Source organism: Streptosporangium longisporum (assembly GCF_039534895.1).
Lineage (GTDB): Bacteria > Actinomycetota > Actinomycetes > Streptosporangiales > Streptosporangiaceae > Streptosporangium > Streptosporangium longisporum.
Window position 1 is genome coordinate 22,360 of the sequence record NZ_BAAAWD010000031.1, and the last position, 16,248, is coordinate 38,607.

Annotated in this window: 15 protein-coding genes; 5 read left to right on the forward strand and 10 right to left on the reverse strand. The window is 71.1% G+C overall.

What is annotated here, in order from left to right:
• Positions 1 to 22 precede the first annotated feature (22 nt).
• Together purB and ABD832_RS39890 are read right to left on the reverse strand one after the other, a co-directional pair.
• The gene (gene purB / locus ABD832_RS39885) at positions 23 to 1,453 is read right to left on the reverse strand and encodes an adenylosuccinate lyase (RefSeq protein ID WP_344907374.1); all 1,431 of its coding nucleotides are present in this window, start codon (positions 1,451 to 1,453) and stop codon (positions 23 to 25) included.
• A 184-nt stretch (positions 1,454 to 1,637) separates the two neighbouring features.
• On the reverse strand, positions 1,638 to 5,003 hold the full coding sequence (locus ABD832_RS39890) for an efflux RND transporter permease subunit (protein ID WP_344907376.1): 3,366 nt from the start codon (positions 5,001 to 5,003) through the stop codon (positions 1,638 to 1,640).
• 114 nt (positions 5,004 to 5,117) lie between these two features.
• Here ABD832_RS39890 and ABD832_RS39895 point away from each other — a divergent pair, with 114 nt between their 5' ends.
• From ABD832_RS39895 to ABD832_RS39905, 3 genes are all read left to right on the forward strand, one after another.
• Entirely contained in the window at positions 5,118 to 5,597 is a 480-nt protein-coding gene (locus tag ABD832_RS39895) for a MarR family winged helix-turn-helix transcriptional regulator (protein ID WP_344907379.1), read from the forward strand.
• A 14-nt stretch (positions 5,598 to 5,611) separates the two neighbouring features.
• Positions 5,612 to 6,385: an SDR family NAD(P)-dependent oxidoreductase gene (locus tag ABD832_RS39900; RefSeq protein WP_344907382.1), complete on the forward strand. Its 774-nt coding sequence runs from the start codon at positions 5,612 to 5,614 to the stop codon at positions 6,383 to 6,385.
• 126 nt (positions 6,386 to 6,511) lie between these two features.
• On the forward strand, positions 6,512 to 7,690 hold the full coding sequence (locus ABD832_RS39905) for an MFS transporter (RefSeq protein WP_344907385.1): 1,179 nt from the start codon (positions 6,512 to 6,514) through the stop codon (positions 7,688 to 7,690).
• Positions 7,691 to 7,904: 214 nt separating this feature from the next.
• On the opposite strand, the gene ABD832_RS39910 is transcribed toward ABD832_RS39905, so the two are convergent.
• On the reverse strand, positions 7,905 to 8,312 hold the full coding sequence (locus ABD832_RS39910) for a RidA family protein (protein WP_344907388.1): 408 nt from the start codon (positions 8,310 to 8,312) through the stop codon (positions 7,905 to 7,907).
• Positions 8,313 to 8,411: 99 nt separating this feature from the next.
• Between ABD832_RS39910 and ABD832_RS39915 the strand changes: the two genes are divergently transcribed.
• Complete coding sequence (locus ABD832_RS39915) at positions 8,412 to 9,059, forward strand: TetR/AcrR family transcriptional regulator (RefSeq protein WP_344907391.1); 648 nt, start codon at positions 8,412 to 8,414, stop codon at positions 9,057 to 9,059.
• Between the two features lie 92 nt (positions 9,060 to 9,151).
• Here ABD832_RS39915 and ABD832_RS39920 read toward each other — a convergent pair whose 3' ends face one another.
• From ABD832_RS39920 to ABD832_RS39930, 3 genes are all read right to left on the reverse strand, one after another.
• On the reverse strand, positions 9,152 to 9,565 hold the full coding sequence (locus ABD832_RS39920; protein WP_344907394.1) for an SRPBCC family protein: 414 nt from the start codon (positions 9,563 to 9,565) through the stop codon (positions 9,152 to 9,154).
• A gap of 139 nt (positions 9,566 to 9,704) precedes the next feature.
• Positions 9,705 to 10,385, reverse strand: a complete 681-nt coding sequence (locus tag ABD832_RS39925; protein WP_344907397.1) for a MarR family winged helix-turn-helix transcriptional regulator — start codon at positions 10,383 to 10,385, stop codon at positions 9,705 to 9,707.
• Between the two features lie 86 nt (positions 10,386 to 10,471).
• Positions 10,472 to 10,927: a MarR family winged helix-turn-helix transcriptional regulator gene (locus ABD832_RS39930; protein WP_344907400.1), complete on the reverse strand. Its 456-nt coding sequence runs from the start codon at positions 10,925 to 10,927 to the stop codon at positions 10,472 to 10,474.
• Positions 10,928 to 11,025: 98 nt separating this feature from the next.
• Between ABD832_RS39930 and ABD832_RS39935 the strand changes: the two genes are divergently transcribed.
• Complete coding sequence (locus ABD832_RS39935; protein ID WP_344907403.1) at positions 11,026 to 12,252, forward strand: metal-dependent hydrolase family protein; 1,227 nt, start codon at positions 11,026 to 11,028, stop codon at positions 12,250 to 12,252.
• Positions 12,253 to 12,276: 24 nt separating this feature from the next.
• Here ABD832_RS39935 and ABD832_RS39940 read toward each other — a convergent pair whose 3' ends face one another.
• The 4 genes from ABD832_RS39940 to ABD832_RS39955 form a co-directional block, all read right to left on the reverse strand.
• Entirely contained in the window at positions 12,277 to 13,581 is a 1,305-nt protein-coding gene (locus tag ABD832_RS39940) for an MFS transporter (protein ID WP_344907407.1), read from the reverse strand.
• Positions 13,578 to 14,117 carry a helix-turn-helix domain-containing protein gene (locus ABD832_RS39945; protein ID WP_344907411.1) on the reverse strand — a complete coding sequence of 180 codons (540 nt, stop codon included), beginning with the start codon at positions 14,115 to 14,117 and terminating at the stop codon, positions 13,578 to 13,580. The genes ABD832_RS39940 and ABD832_RS39945 overlap by 4 nt, the downstream gene beginning before the upstream one ends.
• A gap of 245 nt (positions 14,118 to 14,362) precedes the next feature.
• Complete coding sequence (locus tag ABD832_RS39950) at positions 14,363 to 15,538, reverse strand: zinc-dependent alcohol dehydrogenase (protein ID WP_344907413.1); 1,176 nt, start codon at positions 15,536 to 15,538, stop codon at positions 14,363 to 14,365.
• The gene (locus ABD832_RS39955; protein WP_344907417.1) at positions 15,535 to 16,077 is read right to left on the reverse strand and encodes an SRPBCC family protein; all 543 of its coding nucleotides are present in this window, start codon (positions 16,075 to 16,077) and stop codon (positions 15,535 to 15,537) included. Before ABD832_RS39955 ends, ABD832_RS39950 begins: the two co-directional genes overlap by 4 nt.
• Positions 16,078 to 16,248: the final 171 nt, after the last annotated feature.

Genomic DNA, 16,248 nt, shown 5'->3' on the forward strand with positions numbered 1-16,248 from the left:
CGCAGCGCGACGGGCCCAGCGTTCAGAGGATCGCCCCGGGCCGGTAGGCGGCCGCCCGCGGGTGACGGCCGGTGATCTCCCCGATCCGTGTCACGACCGCCTCCACCTGGGAGGAGGCGGCGCCGGTGAAGGAGACCCGGTCGGCCAGCAGTGCCCGCAGCGCGGCCTCGTCGAGCGGGAAACGCTCGTCGGCGGCCAGCCGGGCCAGCAGCTCGTTGCCCGCGCCGTCCTCGCGCATCGCCAGCGCCGAGGCCACCGCGTGCTCCTTGATGAGCTCGTGGGCGCTCTCGCGTCCCACCCCGGCCCGTACCGCGGCCATCAGCATCTTCGTCGTCGCCAAGAACGGCAGGTAGCGCTCCAGCTCGGCCGAGACCACCGCGGGGAAGGCGCCGAACTCCTCCAGCACGGTCAGCATCGTCTCCACCAGCCCGTCGAAGGCGAAGAACGCGTCCGGCAGCGCCACCCGGCGTACCACCGAGCAGGAGACGTCGCCCTCGTTCCACTGGTCACCCGCCAGTTCCCCGGCCATGGACGCGTACCCGCGCAGCACCACGGCCAGGCCGTTGACGCGTTCGCAGGAGCGGGTGTTCATCTTGTGCGGCATGGCCGACGAGCCGACCTGGCCGGGGGCGAACCCCTCGGTGACCAGCTCGTGCCCGGCCATCAGGCGGATCGTCTTGGCCAGGGACGACGGCGCGGCGGCCAGCTGCACCAGCGCGCTGAGCACCTCGTAGTCCAGCGAGCGCGGGTAGACCTGCCCGACGCTGGTCAGCCGGTGGGCGAAGCCCAGGTGATCGGCGACCTCGTCCTCCAGGCGCGCCAGGGCCTCCTCGTCGCCGCCGAGCAGGTCCAGCATGTCCTGGGCGGTGCCGACCGGGCCCTTGACGCCGCGCAGCGGATAGCGGCCGATCAGCTCCTCCAGGCGGGTGAAGCCGGTCAGCAGCTCGTCGGCGGCCGAGGCGAAGCGCTTGCCCAGTGTCGTGGCCTGGGCGGCCACGTTGTGCGAGCGCCCGGCGACCACCAGCTGCGAGTGCTCGGCCGCCAGGCGCGCCAGGCGGTCCAGCAGCGCCACGCACCGGTCGCGTACCAGCAGCAGGCTGTCGCGGATCTGCAGCTGCTCGACGTTCTCGGTCAGGTCGCGGGAGGTCATGCCCTTGTGGACGTGCTCGTGCCCGGCCAGGGCGTTGAACTCCTCGATGCGGGCCTTGACGTCGTGGCGGGTGACGCGCTCGCGGGCGGCGATGGACTCCAGGTCCACCTGGTCGAGGACCTTCTCGTAGTCGGCGATCGCCTGCTCGGGAACCGCCACCCCCAGGCGTGCCTGCGCGGTCAGCACGGCCAGCCACAGGCGCCGTTCGGCCACCACCTTGTACTCCGCCGACCACAGGCGGGTCAGCTCCGCGGAGGCGTAGCGGGAGGCAAGGACATTGGGGATACGCGGCTTGGCAGTCACGTTGCGTCAGTATATTCGGCCCCGCGCGCCCGCCCGGCGCAGGGGCCGCCCCGCGCGGACGGGACAGCACCGGGACGGCGCCGGAAGACCGGTGGGAGGCCCGGAAGACCGGCGAGAGCCGCGGGGGCCGGGCGTGTGGCCGGGCTCCCGCGGCTCCCGCGGCTCTGGTATGTGCTGGACGGAGTCAGGGCGCCGGGGAGGGTGCCGGGGTCAGGTCGTCCCTGTCGTAGACCTTCGGCTCGGCACGGTGCTGCCCCTGGGCCGCAGTACCGTCCGCGGGGCCGTCCGTACCGGCGTCCGTGCCGCTGTTCGCGGTGGCACCCGGGGTGGCCTTGGGCTTGCGCCGCAGCCGCTCCTTGAGGCGCTCCACCATCACGTACAGGGTCGGCACCAGCACCAGCGTCAGCAGCGTCGACGACAGCAGGCCGCCGATCACCACGATCGCCAGCGGCTGGGAGATGAACCCTCCCGAACCGGTCAGGCCCAGCGCCATCGGGACCAACGCGAAGATCGTCGCGACCGCGGTCATCAGGATCGGCCGCAACCGGCGCCGTCCCCCCTCGATCACCGCCTCCACGATGCCCATCCCCTGCGCCCGGTACTGGTTGATCAGGTCGATCAGCACGATCGCGTTCGTCACCACGATGCCGATCAGCATCAGCATGCCGATCAGCGCGGGCACGCCCATCGGGGTCCCGGTCGCCAGCAGCAGGCCGATCGCGCCGGTCGCCGCGAACGGCACCGACACCAGCAGGATCAGCGGCTGCACGAAGCTCCGGAACGCCGCCACCATGATCATGAAGACGATCGCGATCGCCGCCAGCATCGCCAGCCCCAGCTGACCGAACGCCTCGGCCTGGTCGGCGCTGACCCCGCCCACGGTGAAGGTCGCCCCCGCCGGCAGCGACAACGCATCCAGCTTCGCCGTCAGCGCCGTCGTGGTGGCACCCAGGTCACTGCCGGTCGCCGTACCCGACACCGTCGCGCTGCGCTCACCGTCGATACGGGTGATCTGCGCCGGGCCCTGCGCCCTGGCCACCTCGGCCACCTGCGACAGCTTCACCACGCCCGCCGCCGTCGGCAGCTCCAGCGCCCGCACCTCCTTGACCGTCTCGGGCGCCTCCCCGCCGCTCAGCACCACCGCGCCACTGCGGCCGTCCAGCGTCATGTCGCCCATCGGCGCCCCGCGGAACCGCTGCGCCACCAGCTGGCCGATCTGCACCTCGGTCAGGCCCCGGGCCGCGGCCTTGCGCCGGTCCACCCGCACCTCGACCCGCTCGGCGCCGGCCTCCAGGTTCGAGGTGACGTCACGCAACCCCTCCAGGCCCGCCATCGTCGTGCGCACCGACTCGGCCGCGGTACGCAGCGTGGCCACGTCCGGCGCCTGCACGATCACCTGCAGCTGGTCGTTCGCGCCACCCGCCGGACCGCCCTGGCCGCCGCCCACGGTGACCTCACCGACGCCGCTCAGCTCCTTCAGCCGCGCGCGCAGCGTGTCCTGCAGCGCCCCGGAGTCACTGCCCTCCTCGACCGTCAGCGAGTACGACGCCCGGTCCCCCGCGCCGCCGCCGAGACCGCCCAGGAACCCGCCGCCACCGCCGACGTTCACCTGGTAGTCCTTGACGCCCTTGAGGGAGGCCAGCACCTCCTCGACCTTCTTGGCCGCCGCGTCCGTCGTCTCCAGGTCCGTGCCCGCGGGCATCTTCTGGCTGAGCGAGACCGTGTCCTGCCCGGAGGAGTCGATGAAGTTGGTCTCCAGCCGCCCGGCCAGGCCCATCGTGACGGCGAACACCACCAGGCCCACCAGGAGCGTCACCAGCCGCCGCCGGGTGGCGAAACGCAGCACCGGCAGGTAGGCCCGCTGCAACGGGCTGCGCAGCTCCTTGGCCTCGGCCTTCTCCCGCGCGGCGCGCGCCTGCTCGGCCGACAGCACCGGCGCCCTCAGGAACCAGTACGCCAGCACCGGCACCACCGTCAGCGACACCAGCAGCGACGCCAGCAGCGCCACCGTCACCGTGATCGCGAACGGCGCGAACAGCTGCCCCACCATGCCGCCCACCACCGCGATCGGCAGGAACACCGCCACCGTCGTCAGCGTCGAGGCCGTCACCGCGCCGCTGACCTCGCGCACCCCCGCCAGCACCGCCTTGCGCTTGGCCTCGCCGTACTCCAGGTGACGCTTGATGTTCTCCAGCACCACGATCGAGTCGTCGACCACCCGGCCCACCGCGATCGTCAGCGCCCCCAGCGTCAGCAGGTTCAGCGAGTAGTCACCCACCCACAGGGCGATCAGCGCGATCACCACCGACAGCGGGATCGAGGCGGCCGTCACCAGCGTCGAGCGCACCGACAGCAGGAACACCAGGATGACCAGCACCGCGAACGCCAGCCCCAGCAGCCCCTCCGTCGTCAGGTCCTCGATCGAGCGCTCCACGTACGGCGCCTGGTCGAAGACCACCGTCACCTCCGAGGAGTCACCGATCGCCCGCACCAGCTCCGGCAGCTTCTCGCGCACCTCGTGCGAGATCGCCACCGCGTTGCCGCCCGGCGACATCGTCACCGACACCCCCAGGCTCGGCTGCCCGTTGGTACGCGTCAGCGACGTGCCCTCGGCCAGCTCGCGCTCCACCGTGGCCACGTCCTGCACCCGTACCGGCCTGGGAGCCGGCGGCGCCACCTGACGGCGCGCCGCCTGCGCCGCCTGGGCCTGCTGAAGCTGCGCCTGCTGGGCCTGCTGGGCGGCTCCTCCCCCGCCCCCGGGAGCCTGCCTGCCCTGCTGCTGACCCTGCTGGGGCAGCTGCACCGGCGCGGCCGGCGTCAGGTACAGCTTCTTCAGCTCCTCCAGCGTCGTGACCCGCTTGCCCACCTGCACCGTCAGCGACATCTTGTCCTCGGTCAGGCTGCCCGCCGGGACCGGCTGGCCGTTGGCGCGCAACGCGTCCGCCACCGCCGACGCCGGCAACCCCACGATCGCCAGCCGCTTCGGGTCCGGGGTGATCGTCACGACCTCCTCGCGGGTGCCCGTCACCGACACCTCGCGCACCCCCTCGACGGCCTGCAGCTGCGGCACCATCAGCCGCTCCAGCCGCTCGGCCATCACCCGCTGGTCACCGGCGTCGCCCACCGCCAGCTGCATCACCGGGATGTCGTCGGTCCCGCCGGTCAGGACCTGCGGATCCACCCCCTCGGGCAGCTGCGTCTCGATCCGCGACAGCGCCTGCTGCATGTCCGACACCGCGGCGTCGATGTCGGTGCCGTACTCGAACGCCACCTGCACCTGCGACATCCCCTCCCGGGACGTCGAGGTCATCTCCTCCATGCCTTCCAGCCCCTGGAAGCTGTTCTCGATCGGCTCGGTGACCTGCTCCTCGACGATCTCGGGAGAGGCGCCGCTGTAGGGAGCGATCACGAAGGCCCCCGGAAACGACAGCGACGGCAGCAGCTGCTGTTTCAGCGACGGGATCGCGAAGACGCCGAAAGCGCTCAGCACCAACGCGATCATTATGACGAGGCTGCGGTTGGCAAGGCTCAACCTGGCCAGGGAGGTCATGGGGGCGGACTCCTAAAGGGATGTCACGACAAGATTTGCCCCAGACTAACACTTCGCCTGATACGAATATTTAACGAAGCAAACCATCCTGATAACCTTCTCAGGAACCGAGAGGTGAGAGTGAACGACGAACGCGAACAACTGATCCACCAGATCGGCGCCATCCAACGCGACCTGGGACGACTGTTCGCCCAGCAACGCCCCTCCTCACCCCTGTTCGACTCCAACCTCACCATGCGCCAGCTCAACGTCATCATGCTGCTGTCCCTGCGCCGCTCGGCCACCGGCCAGGAACTCTCCCACCACCTCGACGTCGGCCTCGGCACCGTCACCGGCATCGTCGACCGCCTCGTCGCCCACGGCCTCGTCACCCGCCGCGAAGACCCCCACGACCGCCGCATCCGCCGCATCGAACTCACCCCCGCCGGCCACACCCTCATCGAGCAGATCGCCGACGCCGGCCTCAACGAGTTCCGCCGCGTCCTGCAACACCTCGACACCCCCACCCTGCGCGACCTGTCCACCGTCATGGACAAACTCCAGAACGCCGCCCTCGCCCTGCACGAGACCTCCCCCCACCCAAACATGGGATGATAGGTTCCGTCGCTGTGAGCACACCCTCCACCGACCTTTTCTCCCTCACCGGACGCACCGCCCTCGTCACCGGCGGCAGCTCCGGCATCGGACACGCCATCGCCCACGCCCTCGGCCGCGCCGGCGCCAACATCGTCATCACCGCCCGCCGCCCCGAACCCCTCACCCGCACCATCACCGAACTCCACCACCACGACATCCAGGCCGCCTCCATCACCGCCGACCTCGCCGACCCCCACGACCTCGACCGCGTCATCGACCACGCCCCCACCCTCTTCGGCGACATCGACATCCTCGTCAACAACGCCGCCAACAACATCCGCCCCCACATGAACGACCTCACCCCCCACGACTACGAACAGACCATCAACCTCAACCTCACCACCCCCTACCTCCTCGGCCAGCACTTCGGCCCCCGCATGGCACGACGCGGCTGGGGACGCATCATCAACATCGGCTCCCAGCAATCCCACCGCGCCTTCGGCAACAGCGGCGCCTACGGCATCTCCAAAGCCGCCATCACCGGCCTCACCCGCTCCCAGGCCGAAGCCTGGTCCCCCCACGGCGTCTGCGCCAACACCATCATCCCCGGCTTCGTCCTGACCCCCCTCACCGAACCCGCACAGGCCATCCCCGGCCGCGTCGAAGCCCTCGCCGCCCGCACCATGATCGGCCGCAACGGCCTCCCCGCCGACTTCGCCGGCATCGCCGTCCTGCTCGCCGGCGACGCCTCCGCCTACATCACCGGCCAGACCATCTGCGTCGACGGAGGATTCTCCGTCCACTGACCCACCCGACCCACCGACCCCGCACACCCGCCCGAACCGTTCACCGACCCCGCACCACCCACCCCGTACCCCACGCGCACCCGACACCCCCCACCGACGGCGCGCACCCACACAGCCGGGACCACCGTGACCACCACCCCCACCCGCCGACACACCAACGCCCGCGCCGCCGTCTGCTACTTCTTCATCCTCCTGGGCACCGTCTCCGGCGCCTGGGCCGCCCGCATCCCCGACGTCAAGAACACCCTCCACCTCACCGACGGCCAGATCAGCTACGCCCTCCTCGCCGCAGCCCTCGGCCTCGTCCTCGGCATGCGCTTCGCCGGACACCTCAGCGACCGCCTCGGCAGCGCCCGCCTCCTACCCCCCGCCGCCATCGCCACCGCCCTCGTCATCACCCTCCCCGGATACGCCCCCGACCTCCCCGCACTCATCACCGCCCTGTTCCTGTTCGGCCTCATCAGCGCCAGCGTCGACGTCTCCATGAACGCCCACGGCGTCGAGATCGAACGCGCCTACGGCCGCCCCCTGATGTCCTCCTTCCACGGCATGTTCAGCATCGGCGTCCTCGCCGGCGCCGCCATCGGCGGCCTGTTCGCCTGGCTCGACCTCAACGCCGCCGCCACCCTCACCGCCGTCGGCATCCCCCTCGCCCTCGCCACCCTCTACGTCCGCCGCCACCTGCTGCCCACCACCCCCCACCCCACCGACCCGGACGGCGACCCGCACACCCCCACCCCACGACGCGCCCGCTGGAACCGCTGGATCATCCTCATGGGAGTCGTCTCCTTCGCAGGCCTCGTCGGAGAAGGCGCCGCCAACGACTGGACGGCCGTCTACCTCTTCCAGAACCTCCACGCCTCCGAACCCGTCGCCGCCGCCGCCTTCGCCGTCTTCTCCGCCACCATGACCATCGGCCGCTTCGCCGGAGACCACCTCGCCCAGCGCCTCGGACCCACCCGCCTGGTCCGCTACTCCGGCCTCGTCGCCGCCATCGGCCTCGGCGGCGCACTCCTCGGCGGGCAGATCCCCATCGCCTTCGCCGGCTTCGCCCTGTTCGGCCTCGGCCTGGCCCCCATCGTCCCCCAGGTCTTCTCCGCCGCCGGGAACCAGGACCCCGTCACCGCCGGACGCGCCATCGCCCAGGTCGCCACCGTCGGCTACGCCGGACTCCTGGCGGGCCCCGCCATCATCGGCGCCGCCGCCGAACTCGTCGGCCTGCCCGCCGCCCTGGGCATCCCGGCCGTGCTCGCCCTCTTCATGGCCGCCTCCGCGGGAGCACTACGCTCCCCCGCGCCCCGATGACCGGGCCCTGCCTTTCAGGTGATGAGTCTTCAGTCCATTGTAGATGATCTTGAAGTTCGGAGATCGCCTTTACAATGTAGATTAATAAGTTATGAAGAGGGGCCTTCGAACCGTGCGGACGCGACCCGGCCGGCCGGACGGACAGCCGGTGGGCGGAGACGCGCCGACCGCGGCCCAGAGCCGCCCCCGCATCATCGGCATCCCCCTCGTGCGGTCAGTCGAGGACCGCGGTGGCCTCGACCTCGATCAGCAGGTCGGGCTCACCCAGAGCAGCGACGCCCAGCAGCGTGATCGGCTTGACCGGGTCGACGCCCAGCCGAGCGGCCGCGCGGGCGACCCCCTCCCCCAGCAGGGGCAGCTTGTCAGGGCTCCAGTCGACCACGTAGACGGTCAGCTTGGCCACGTCGTCGAAGGAGCCGCCGACCGCGGCCAGCGCGGTGGCGACGTTGAGATAGGCCTGCTCGGTCTGGGCGGCGAGGTCGCCTTCGCCGACCTTTCCCCCGTCGGCGTCACGGGCGACCTGACCGGCCAGGAACACCAGCTTCGATCCGGTGGCGACCGACAGCTGCCGGTACACCTCGGGCTTGGGTAGTCCGTCCGGGTTCATCAGGGTGACGGCCATGATCGCTCCTTCGTCTGCGAGGGGAGTACGCGGGGTGTTCCATAAACCATAGCAATGCCATGCATTGGAAACCATAGCATCGCTATATATTGTGGTGTCATGGCGAGGACGAAGAACCCCGCGGCCCGCTCACTGCTCATCGAGCGCGCCGCGCAGATGCTCCGGTCCCGCGAGCCCGTCACCCTGCGCTCCCTGGTGGCCGGGACCGGGGTGTCGACCATGGCCGTCTACACCTACTTCGGGGGCATGGACGGGGTGTGGAAGGCGGTGCGCCAGGAGGGCTTCTCCCGCCTGGCGGTCCGGCTCGCCACCGTAACCGTCTCGGCCGACGCGGTACGGGACCTGACCGCCCTGGGCTCCGCCTACCTGTCCAACGCCCTGGACAACCCCGATCTGTACCGGGTCATGTTCGACGCCACCTTCGACCTGGAGGACTCCCACGCCGCCGACCAGAGCCTGCACCATCTGGTCCGCGCGGCCGAACGGGCCAGGGACAGCGGCCGCTTCCGCGGCGACGTCGACCCGCTGGAACTGGCGACGCAGAGCTGGACCATCGGTCACGGTCTGGCCTCCCTGGTCGCCACCGGTCCCCTGCCGCGCCAGATGCTCGCCCACGGCGTCCCGCTGCTGACCGCGCTGTTCGTCAGCGCCGGGGACGACCCCGGCCGCTGCCGCTCGTCGGTCGAGCAGGGCTGGAACCTGCCCTCCTCTCCCCCGTGCGACGACGCGCCTGGGGAGAAGGCCTGAGAAACGCACCGGGCCGCCCGTACACGATCGATGTCAGGGGCGCGTCCGCCACCCGGGCCTCCGCCGGGGGCGACGCGTCAGAGCGGTACGGGTCAGCCGGCCTCGGCCTCCTCCAGCGTCCGCTTCATCTCCTGCGCGCCCCGCTCGACCCGCACGCGGGTCTGCGCCGCCAGCGTGTGCGGCAGCAGGTCGGTCAGCCAGACGAGCCGGCTGCGGTCCGGCCCTTCGGCGAAGACCTGGAACGAGGCGTGGTGGTGGGTGACGGACTGCCGCGTGCCGCCGATCACCGCGTAGGCGAGCCGGCGAGCGGTGTCGTCGACGTCGACGATCAGCTCCCGGACGACCGTCCCGCCCGGGAGGACCAGGATCCTGACGTCGCCCTCCATACGGGTGTCGACGACACGGCCGGGCAGCAGGCGCCGGTGCACCGCGCCCACGTCGCGTATCGCCTCCCACACCCGCTCGGGGCGGGAGTCGATGACGACCTCCGTACGGATGGAAGCCACGTGCCGGTCTCCTGACTGCGTGATCCTCGGAATTCCCGGATCACAGCGGTTGGCGGTGAGGGGCCGGGCGTGTCCGCCGGGCCCAGGGGGTACGCCGGGATGCGCCGCACCGGACGGCCGGCGGGCGGGAGGGTGCGGCTCAGGGCCGATCCCCCTGCGCGTCGCCGGGGTGGTCCGGCCGTTCCGTAAGAGCCCGGCCGAGGTGTTCCGAGACGCGGTGCTGGTTGTCGGCCAGCAGCAGGCACAGGTGCCGCAACCCGGCCAGCTCGGCGCGCGTGAAGCCCTGGAAGATCGCCGCCATGGCGGCCTGGGTCGGCCGGCGGAAGGCGTCGATCCACGCCCGCCCGGCGGGGGTGATCCGGACCAGGACCGAGCGCCGGTCGCGCCGGCCGGGGACGCGCCGTACCAGCCCGTCGCGCTCCAGGGTGTCGACCAGGCCGGTGACGTTGCGCGAGCTCACCCCGGCCGACCGGGCCAGATCGCCGATGGTGAGCCCGTCGTCGCCCGTCCCGTCGTCCCCGTCGCCCGCATCGGCCGTGTCGGTCCTGATGTCCGTGTCGGCCGTGTCGGCCGTGTCGGCCGTGGTGTTCAGGCGGATCAGGACGTCGAGCGCCCCCGAGCTCAGCCCGCGACCCTGGGCTCCGTGAGCGCGCATGCGCTCGACGGCGTGGAAGGCGGTGCGGACGGCGGTCGCCGCCTCCAGGGCGAGGGTGTCCTCCCCCGCGGCGAACCGGGTCATCGCGGCCCTGGCCCGGGGGTCGAAGAGCGAGCCGTCGGGATCACGTTCGAAGCCCGCCGTCGATTTATCTACGTCCTTCATAATAAGTCAAAAGATTAGTACGTCCTTCCCTATCTGTCGAGCCCGAGCCGACCTGTCAGCAGGCCAGACAGCGGATCTTCAAGCCACTACCGGGCGGGTCTGCTCGAACTGCTCCAGGCGACGCTGTCGGCGCTGTAGCGGATGAGGAGGCGGGCGAACTGGACGCGTTCGTCGGGATCCCAGTTCGCGGTGATCTCTTCGAACACGTGTCGCTGGGCGGCGGCGAAGCGGTCGCGCTCGGCCCGTCCGGCATCGGTGAGTTCGAGCACGGTGCGCCGGCCGTCCTGCTGGGACACGGCCCGGCGCATCAGGCCGTCGTCGATGGCGGCCGCGACGGAGCGGCTGGCGACCGGCTGGCTGACGTTCATCTCGGCGGCCAGCGCGCCGACGGTGATCTCGCCGTCGTGGTCGCCGACGATGTTCAGCACCAGGTTCCGGGTGAGGCCGCCCGGTTCGCTCATGGTGCGGCGGCGCATCCGGGAGATCGCCGGACCTACCTCGTCGAAGATGGAGCGCTCGGGCGGGACGGGTGTACTGGTCATGACAATAGCGTACCCAACACAGATGCATGTCGTAGGTATTTACATATCAAATGGTATATAGTTGGGCAGCGAGAAGCCGACCATGAGCGAGGTACTTCATGACTGTAACCGCCATCACCGGGGCCAAGGTGTTCGACGGGATCGACACCCACGCGCCGACCACGGTGCTCATCGACGGCAGGCGGATCGTCTCCGTCGGCGGCCCGGTCCCCGAGGGAGCCGATGTGGTCGACGGATCGGGCGCCACCCTGTTGCCCGGCCTGATCGACGCCCATGTCCATACCAACGCCGGCGCGCTCGCGCTGGCCCTGACCTTCGGCGTGACGACCGAGCTGGAGATGCAGGGCACCAACACCCGCGACAACCGCCGGCACATCAGCGACGACGACACCCTGGCCGATGTGCGCTCCTCCGGGTTCGGCATCACCCCGCCCGGCGGGCATCCCAGCGAACTGTTCCCCGAGGGCTCCCGCCCCGGCCCGCCGCCCGGTGCCCGGCCCACCGGCAAGCCGCCGCTCATGCCCTTCTCCACCACGCCGGAGGAAGCGGTCGCGTTCATCCCCCAGCTGATCGAGCGCGGCTCGGACTACATCAAGTTCATGGTCGACGACGGCAGCGTCGAAGGACACCCCGGCCTGCCCATGCTCGACCAGGCCACCCTGAACGCGGGCGTGGCCGAGGCCAGACGGCACGGCATGCTCACCGTCGCCCACACCCTCACCCTGGACGCCACCCGCATGGCCGTCGAGGCGGGCATCGACGGCCTGGCCCACGTCTTCATGGACCGGCCGCACACCGATGAGATCATCTCCCTGCTCAAGGACTCCGGCACCTTCGTCGTCCCCTGCATCGTCCTGAACGCCTCCATGATGGGCATCACCGGCGACGAACTCGCCGACGACCCCCGAGTCGCCTCCCGCCTGGACGACGACTGGATGACCACACTGCGCTCCAGCTTCGGCCACTACCCCCAGGGGAAGATCTCCCACGTCCTGGACACCGTGCGCGCCCTGCACGACGCGGGCGTCGACATCCTCGCCGGAACCGACGTCTCCGTCCCGCTGCCCTTCCTCGGCGGCCTCGCCCACGGCGCCAGCGTCCACCACGAACTCCACTACCTCACCCGCGCCGGCCTGAGCCCGCTCCAGGCCCTGCGCGCGGCCACCTCCACCACCGCACGCCGTTTCGGCCTCACCGACCGGGGCCGCATCGCCGAAGGCCTGCGCGCCGACCTGCTCCTCGTCGACGGCGACCCCACCACCACCATCACCGACACCCTCAACACCCGCGCCGTCTGGCGCCACGGCACCCTCCTCGACGCCTGAGAGGAGCCACCGGTCCTGCGACGGTCACCTGGGGATGGTTCGCACAGTGACCTCTTCGGCGGGGTCCTGGCCGGCCGGGCCGGGTTGCGGGCGCGCGTTGCGCAGTGCGGTCTCGACGCGGCGATTGCCGGTCATGGTCGCGGTGACGGCGGTCATGGCCAGCAGGAGGCCGGCGGCGGCGTAGAGCGGGGTGCGCAGGTCGTAGGCGGTGGCCAGCCAGCCGCCGAGGAAGGCGCCGAACGGGGCGGCGCACATGGCGAGCATGCGGGAGGTGGAGGCGACGCGGCCCATCAGGTGGGCCGGGACGATGGCCTGCCGGAGGGAGGGGCCGAGCACCATCGTGGCGCCCATGCCCGCCCCGCAGACGGCGAGCGCGAGCCCGGCCACGTACGGGTCCGGGGCGAGGGCGAGCCCCAGGATGGCGAGGCTCTCGATCGCGGCGGTGCAGGTCAGCGCGGTTCCGGTGCCCAGGCGTCGGCCGAGGAAGGAGGCGATGCCCGCGCCGAGCAGGCCGCCGGTGGCCTCGGCGGTGAGCAGCAGTCCGAAACCCAGGGCACCGACTCCGAGATGTTCGTGGGCGAACAGGGCCAGGACGGTCTCCACGGCGAGGAAGGCGACGTTCCCGACCGCCGGACGGAGCGCGAGCCCGAGCAGCAGCCGGTCCCGGAAGACGTAGGAGGCCCCGGCCCGCGCCTGGCGGAGCAGCGACTCACGGGCGCTCGCGGCCGGCTGCGGCACGGCGGGCAGCGACCGGACGAGCAGCGCGGACAGCGCGAACGACACGGCGTCGGCGAGCAGCGGAACCGAACGTCCCAGCGCGAGCAGCGCACTGCCCACAGGTGGCCCGGCGAAGCCGGACGCCGCGGTCTGGGCACCGCGCAGGCGAGCGTTGGCGCGCTCCAGCCGGGCGGGGTCGCGGCCGAGCAGGTCCGGCAGGTACGCCGTGGCGGCCGTGTCGAAGAACAACCCGCCGAGGGCCAGCAGGAACGCGAGGGCCGCCAGCAGCGGGACGCTCAGCACGTCGAGCGCCGCCGCCACAGCGGGTACGGCGAGCAGCACCGCACGCGCGGCGTCCGTGACCCACATCGTGCGGCGGCGGTCCCAGCGGTCCACCAGCGCACCGCCGAGCACTCCGAACAGCAGCCAGGGCAGTGTCCCGGCGGCCGTGACGACGGCCAGCGCCATCGGATCCCGGGTCAGCGTCAACGCCAGCAGCGGCAGCGCGGCATGCATCACGCCGTCACCGAGCGAGGACACCGTCTGCGCGGCCCACAGTCGCCCGAACCCGGCCGGCGGCCTCACCACGTCGTTCGCCGGTTCCGGGGTCACTCGGCCTCCCCCTCGACCTGCAGGCGCGCAGCCGGCCGGAACAGTGCGAAGACCAGCGACACGTCGGGAAGCGACGGATCGGACAGCGTCCGGTACTCGTCCGCCAGTGCCTGCAGGCGTGCTCCCAGCTGCGTGAACTGCTCCTCGGTGAGCCGAAGATGCGCCATTCGCACGTGCCGCTCATCGTCCACCGGCGACGCCTCCAGGTCCGCCACCGCATTCCGCAGCAGCACGTCCGGCTGCCCCGGCCCTGGATCCGGCAGCTCGATCGACCGCGCGGCCATCGCGTAGTACCGCTCGGTGACCCCTCTCACCTTTCGCGTCCGCACCACCTTCACCAGGCCGGCCCGCTCCAGCAGCCGCACGTGATAGCTGGAACTTCCCTTCGCGAGGCCCACCCGCCGGGCGATCTGCGTGATCGTCGCCGGCTCGAAGCGGAGCATGGCCATGATCCGGTGACGGGTGAGATTGGAGACGGCGCGGAGTTGCTCGTCAGTGGTGACGTGAAACGTCTCGGGAAGATCATCGGTAGGCACACGAGCAATGGTCAACGATTCTTGACCATTGCGCAAGGGGTTTTATCCCTGGCGATACGGCGCCGATACCGACGGATTCACCCCCGGCTCGACCGCGGCTTCTCCGGCACCACCCGCCGCGACCGCAACGGCGGCCGGTGGTGACGGTCTTGCCGGTGGGCGGGAAGGCCGCCACCCCCGGGAACGCGAAGGGCGGTGGCCACCGTCCGTGGTTACCACCGCCCGCTACCGCCGTGCCGATGGGATCAGGGCTTGAGGATGACCTTCTCGCAGTCGTCCTGCTTGTTCTTGAAGATGTCGAAGCCGTGCGCCGCCTGCTCCAGCGGCAGGGTGTGCGTGATGATCCGGGTCGGGTCGATCTCACCCCGCTCGATGCGCTGCAACAACGGCTTCATGTAACGCTGCACGTGACACTGGCCCGTGCGCAGCGTCAGGGACCGGTTCATCCACGCCCCGGCCGGGAACTTGTCGAGCAGGCCCCCGTAGACGCCGATGACCGACACGATGCCACCGCTGCGGCACGACATGATGGCCTGCCGCAGCGCGTGCGGGCGCTCGGTCTCCGAGCGCACCGCCTGCTTGACCCGGTCGTAGGCACCGATGTGGGCACTGCCGTGCGTCGCCTCCAGCCCGACGGCGTCGATGCACTTGTCCGGGCCGCGCCCGCCGGTCAGCTCCAGCAGCTCCGAGCGCACGTCGGTCTCGTCGAAGTTGACGACCGTGTGACCGGCCTCCTCGGCCATGCGCAGCCGGTACGGCTCCTTGTCGATCCCGATGACCTTCGCCGCCCCCAGGGCCCTGGCGCTGTCCATGGCCAGCTGCCCCACCGGCCCGGCACCCCACACCGCGACGACGTCACTGGAGCGGATGTCGCACATCTCGGCACCCATGTAGCCGGTGGGCAGGATGTCGGACAGGAACAGCACCTGCTCGTCGCTCAGCCCCGACTCGATCTTCAACGGGCCCACGTCGGCGAACGGCACCCGCGCGTACTGCGCCTGCCCGCCCGCGAACCCGCCCGTCAGGTGCGAGTACCCGAAGATCCCCGCGACCGGGTGACCGTACATCTTCTCCGCGATCCCGGCGTTGGGATTGCTGTTCTCGCAGCAGGAGTACAGCTCCGCCGCGCACGCCGCACAGGCGCCGCAGGCGATCGGGAACGGCACCACGACACGGTCACCGACGCGCAGCCTCTCCGGCGCGACCGCGGAACCGACCTCCACCACCTCGCCCATGAACTCATGACCCAGGATGTCGCCGTCCTGCATCGTCGGCACGTACCCGTCGACCAGGTGCAGGTCCGAACCGCAGATCGCCGTCGAGGTGATCCGCACGATCGCGTCACGGCCGCTGAGGATCGTCGGGTCCGGCACGTCGCGGACCTCGACCTTGTTGCGCCCGGCCCAGGTGTTGGCCCTCATGCCAGTGCCCCCTTCTCCAGTTCCTCGGCCGACAGCGGCTGCGCCGGACGCTGCGGGAACTCCTTGCGGGCCTGCTTGCCCCAGGGAGCCCCGTCCGAGCGCACCACCTCACCGGTCTCCAGCACCTGCTTCAGCCGGCGCAGATCGTCGTCGATCTGCTGGTGCGGCTCCTCACCGAAGTACGTGGCGACCGCCTTGCCCAGCGCGCCGCCGGGGATGTCGTAGACGAGCAGCACGTGCACCTCGGTGCTCTCACCGTCCGGTGCGGGCACGAACCACACCTTCCCGGCGTTCGGTACGTCGGCGTCGGCGCTCGAACGCCAGCCGATCCGCTCCCCCGGCACCTCGTCGGTTATCTCGGCGTCCCACTCGACCGTCCGGCCGAACGGGGCGCTCGCCGTCCAGTGACTCGTCCGCTCGCCCGTCGACCGCACCTCGTCCAGGTGGGACATGAACGTCGGGAGGTTCTCCAGGCGCCGCCAGAACGCGTACAGCTCGGACGCCGGCTTGCGGATGGTTGTCGTGGCAGTCAGATCCATCGTTCCTCCTTTCCCCCGTGCTACCGGCCTGAGCTGGAATTACACCTCCCTGGCCAAAAAATAACCGGCCACGTCCCCGGACGGGGATCGGGCTCCGGGCGTCCCGGCGCGATGAGCTGGACCTGGCCGGTGAAACCGCCACCCCCGATCGGTCGGCCTCTCCCTCCTTGG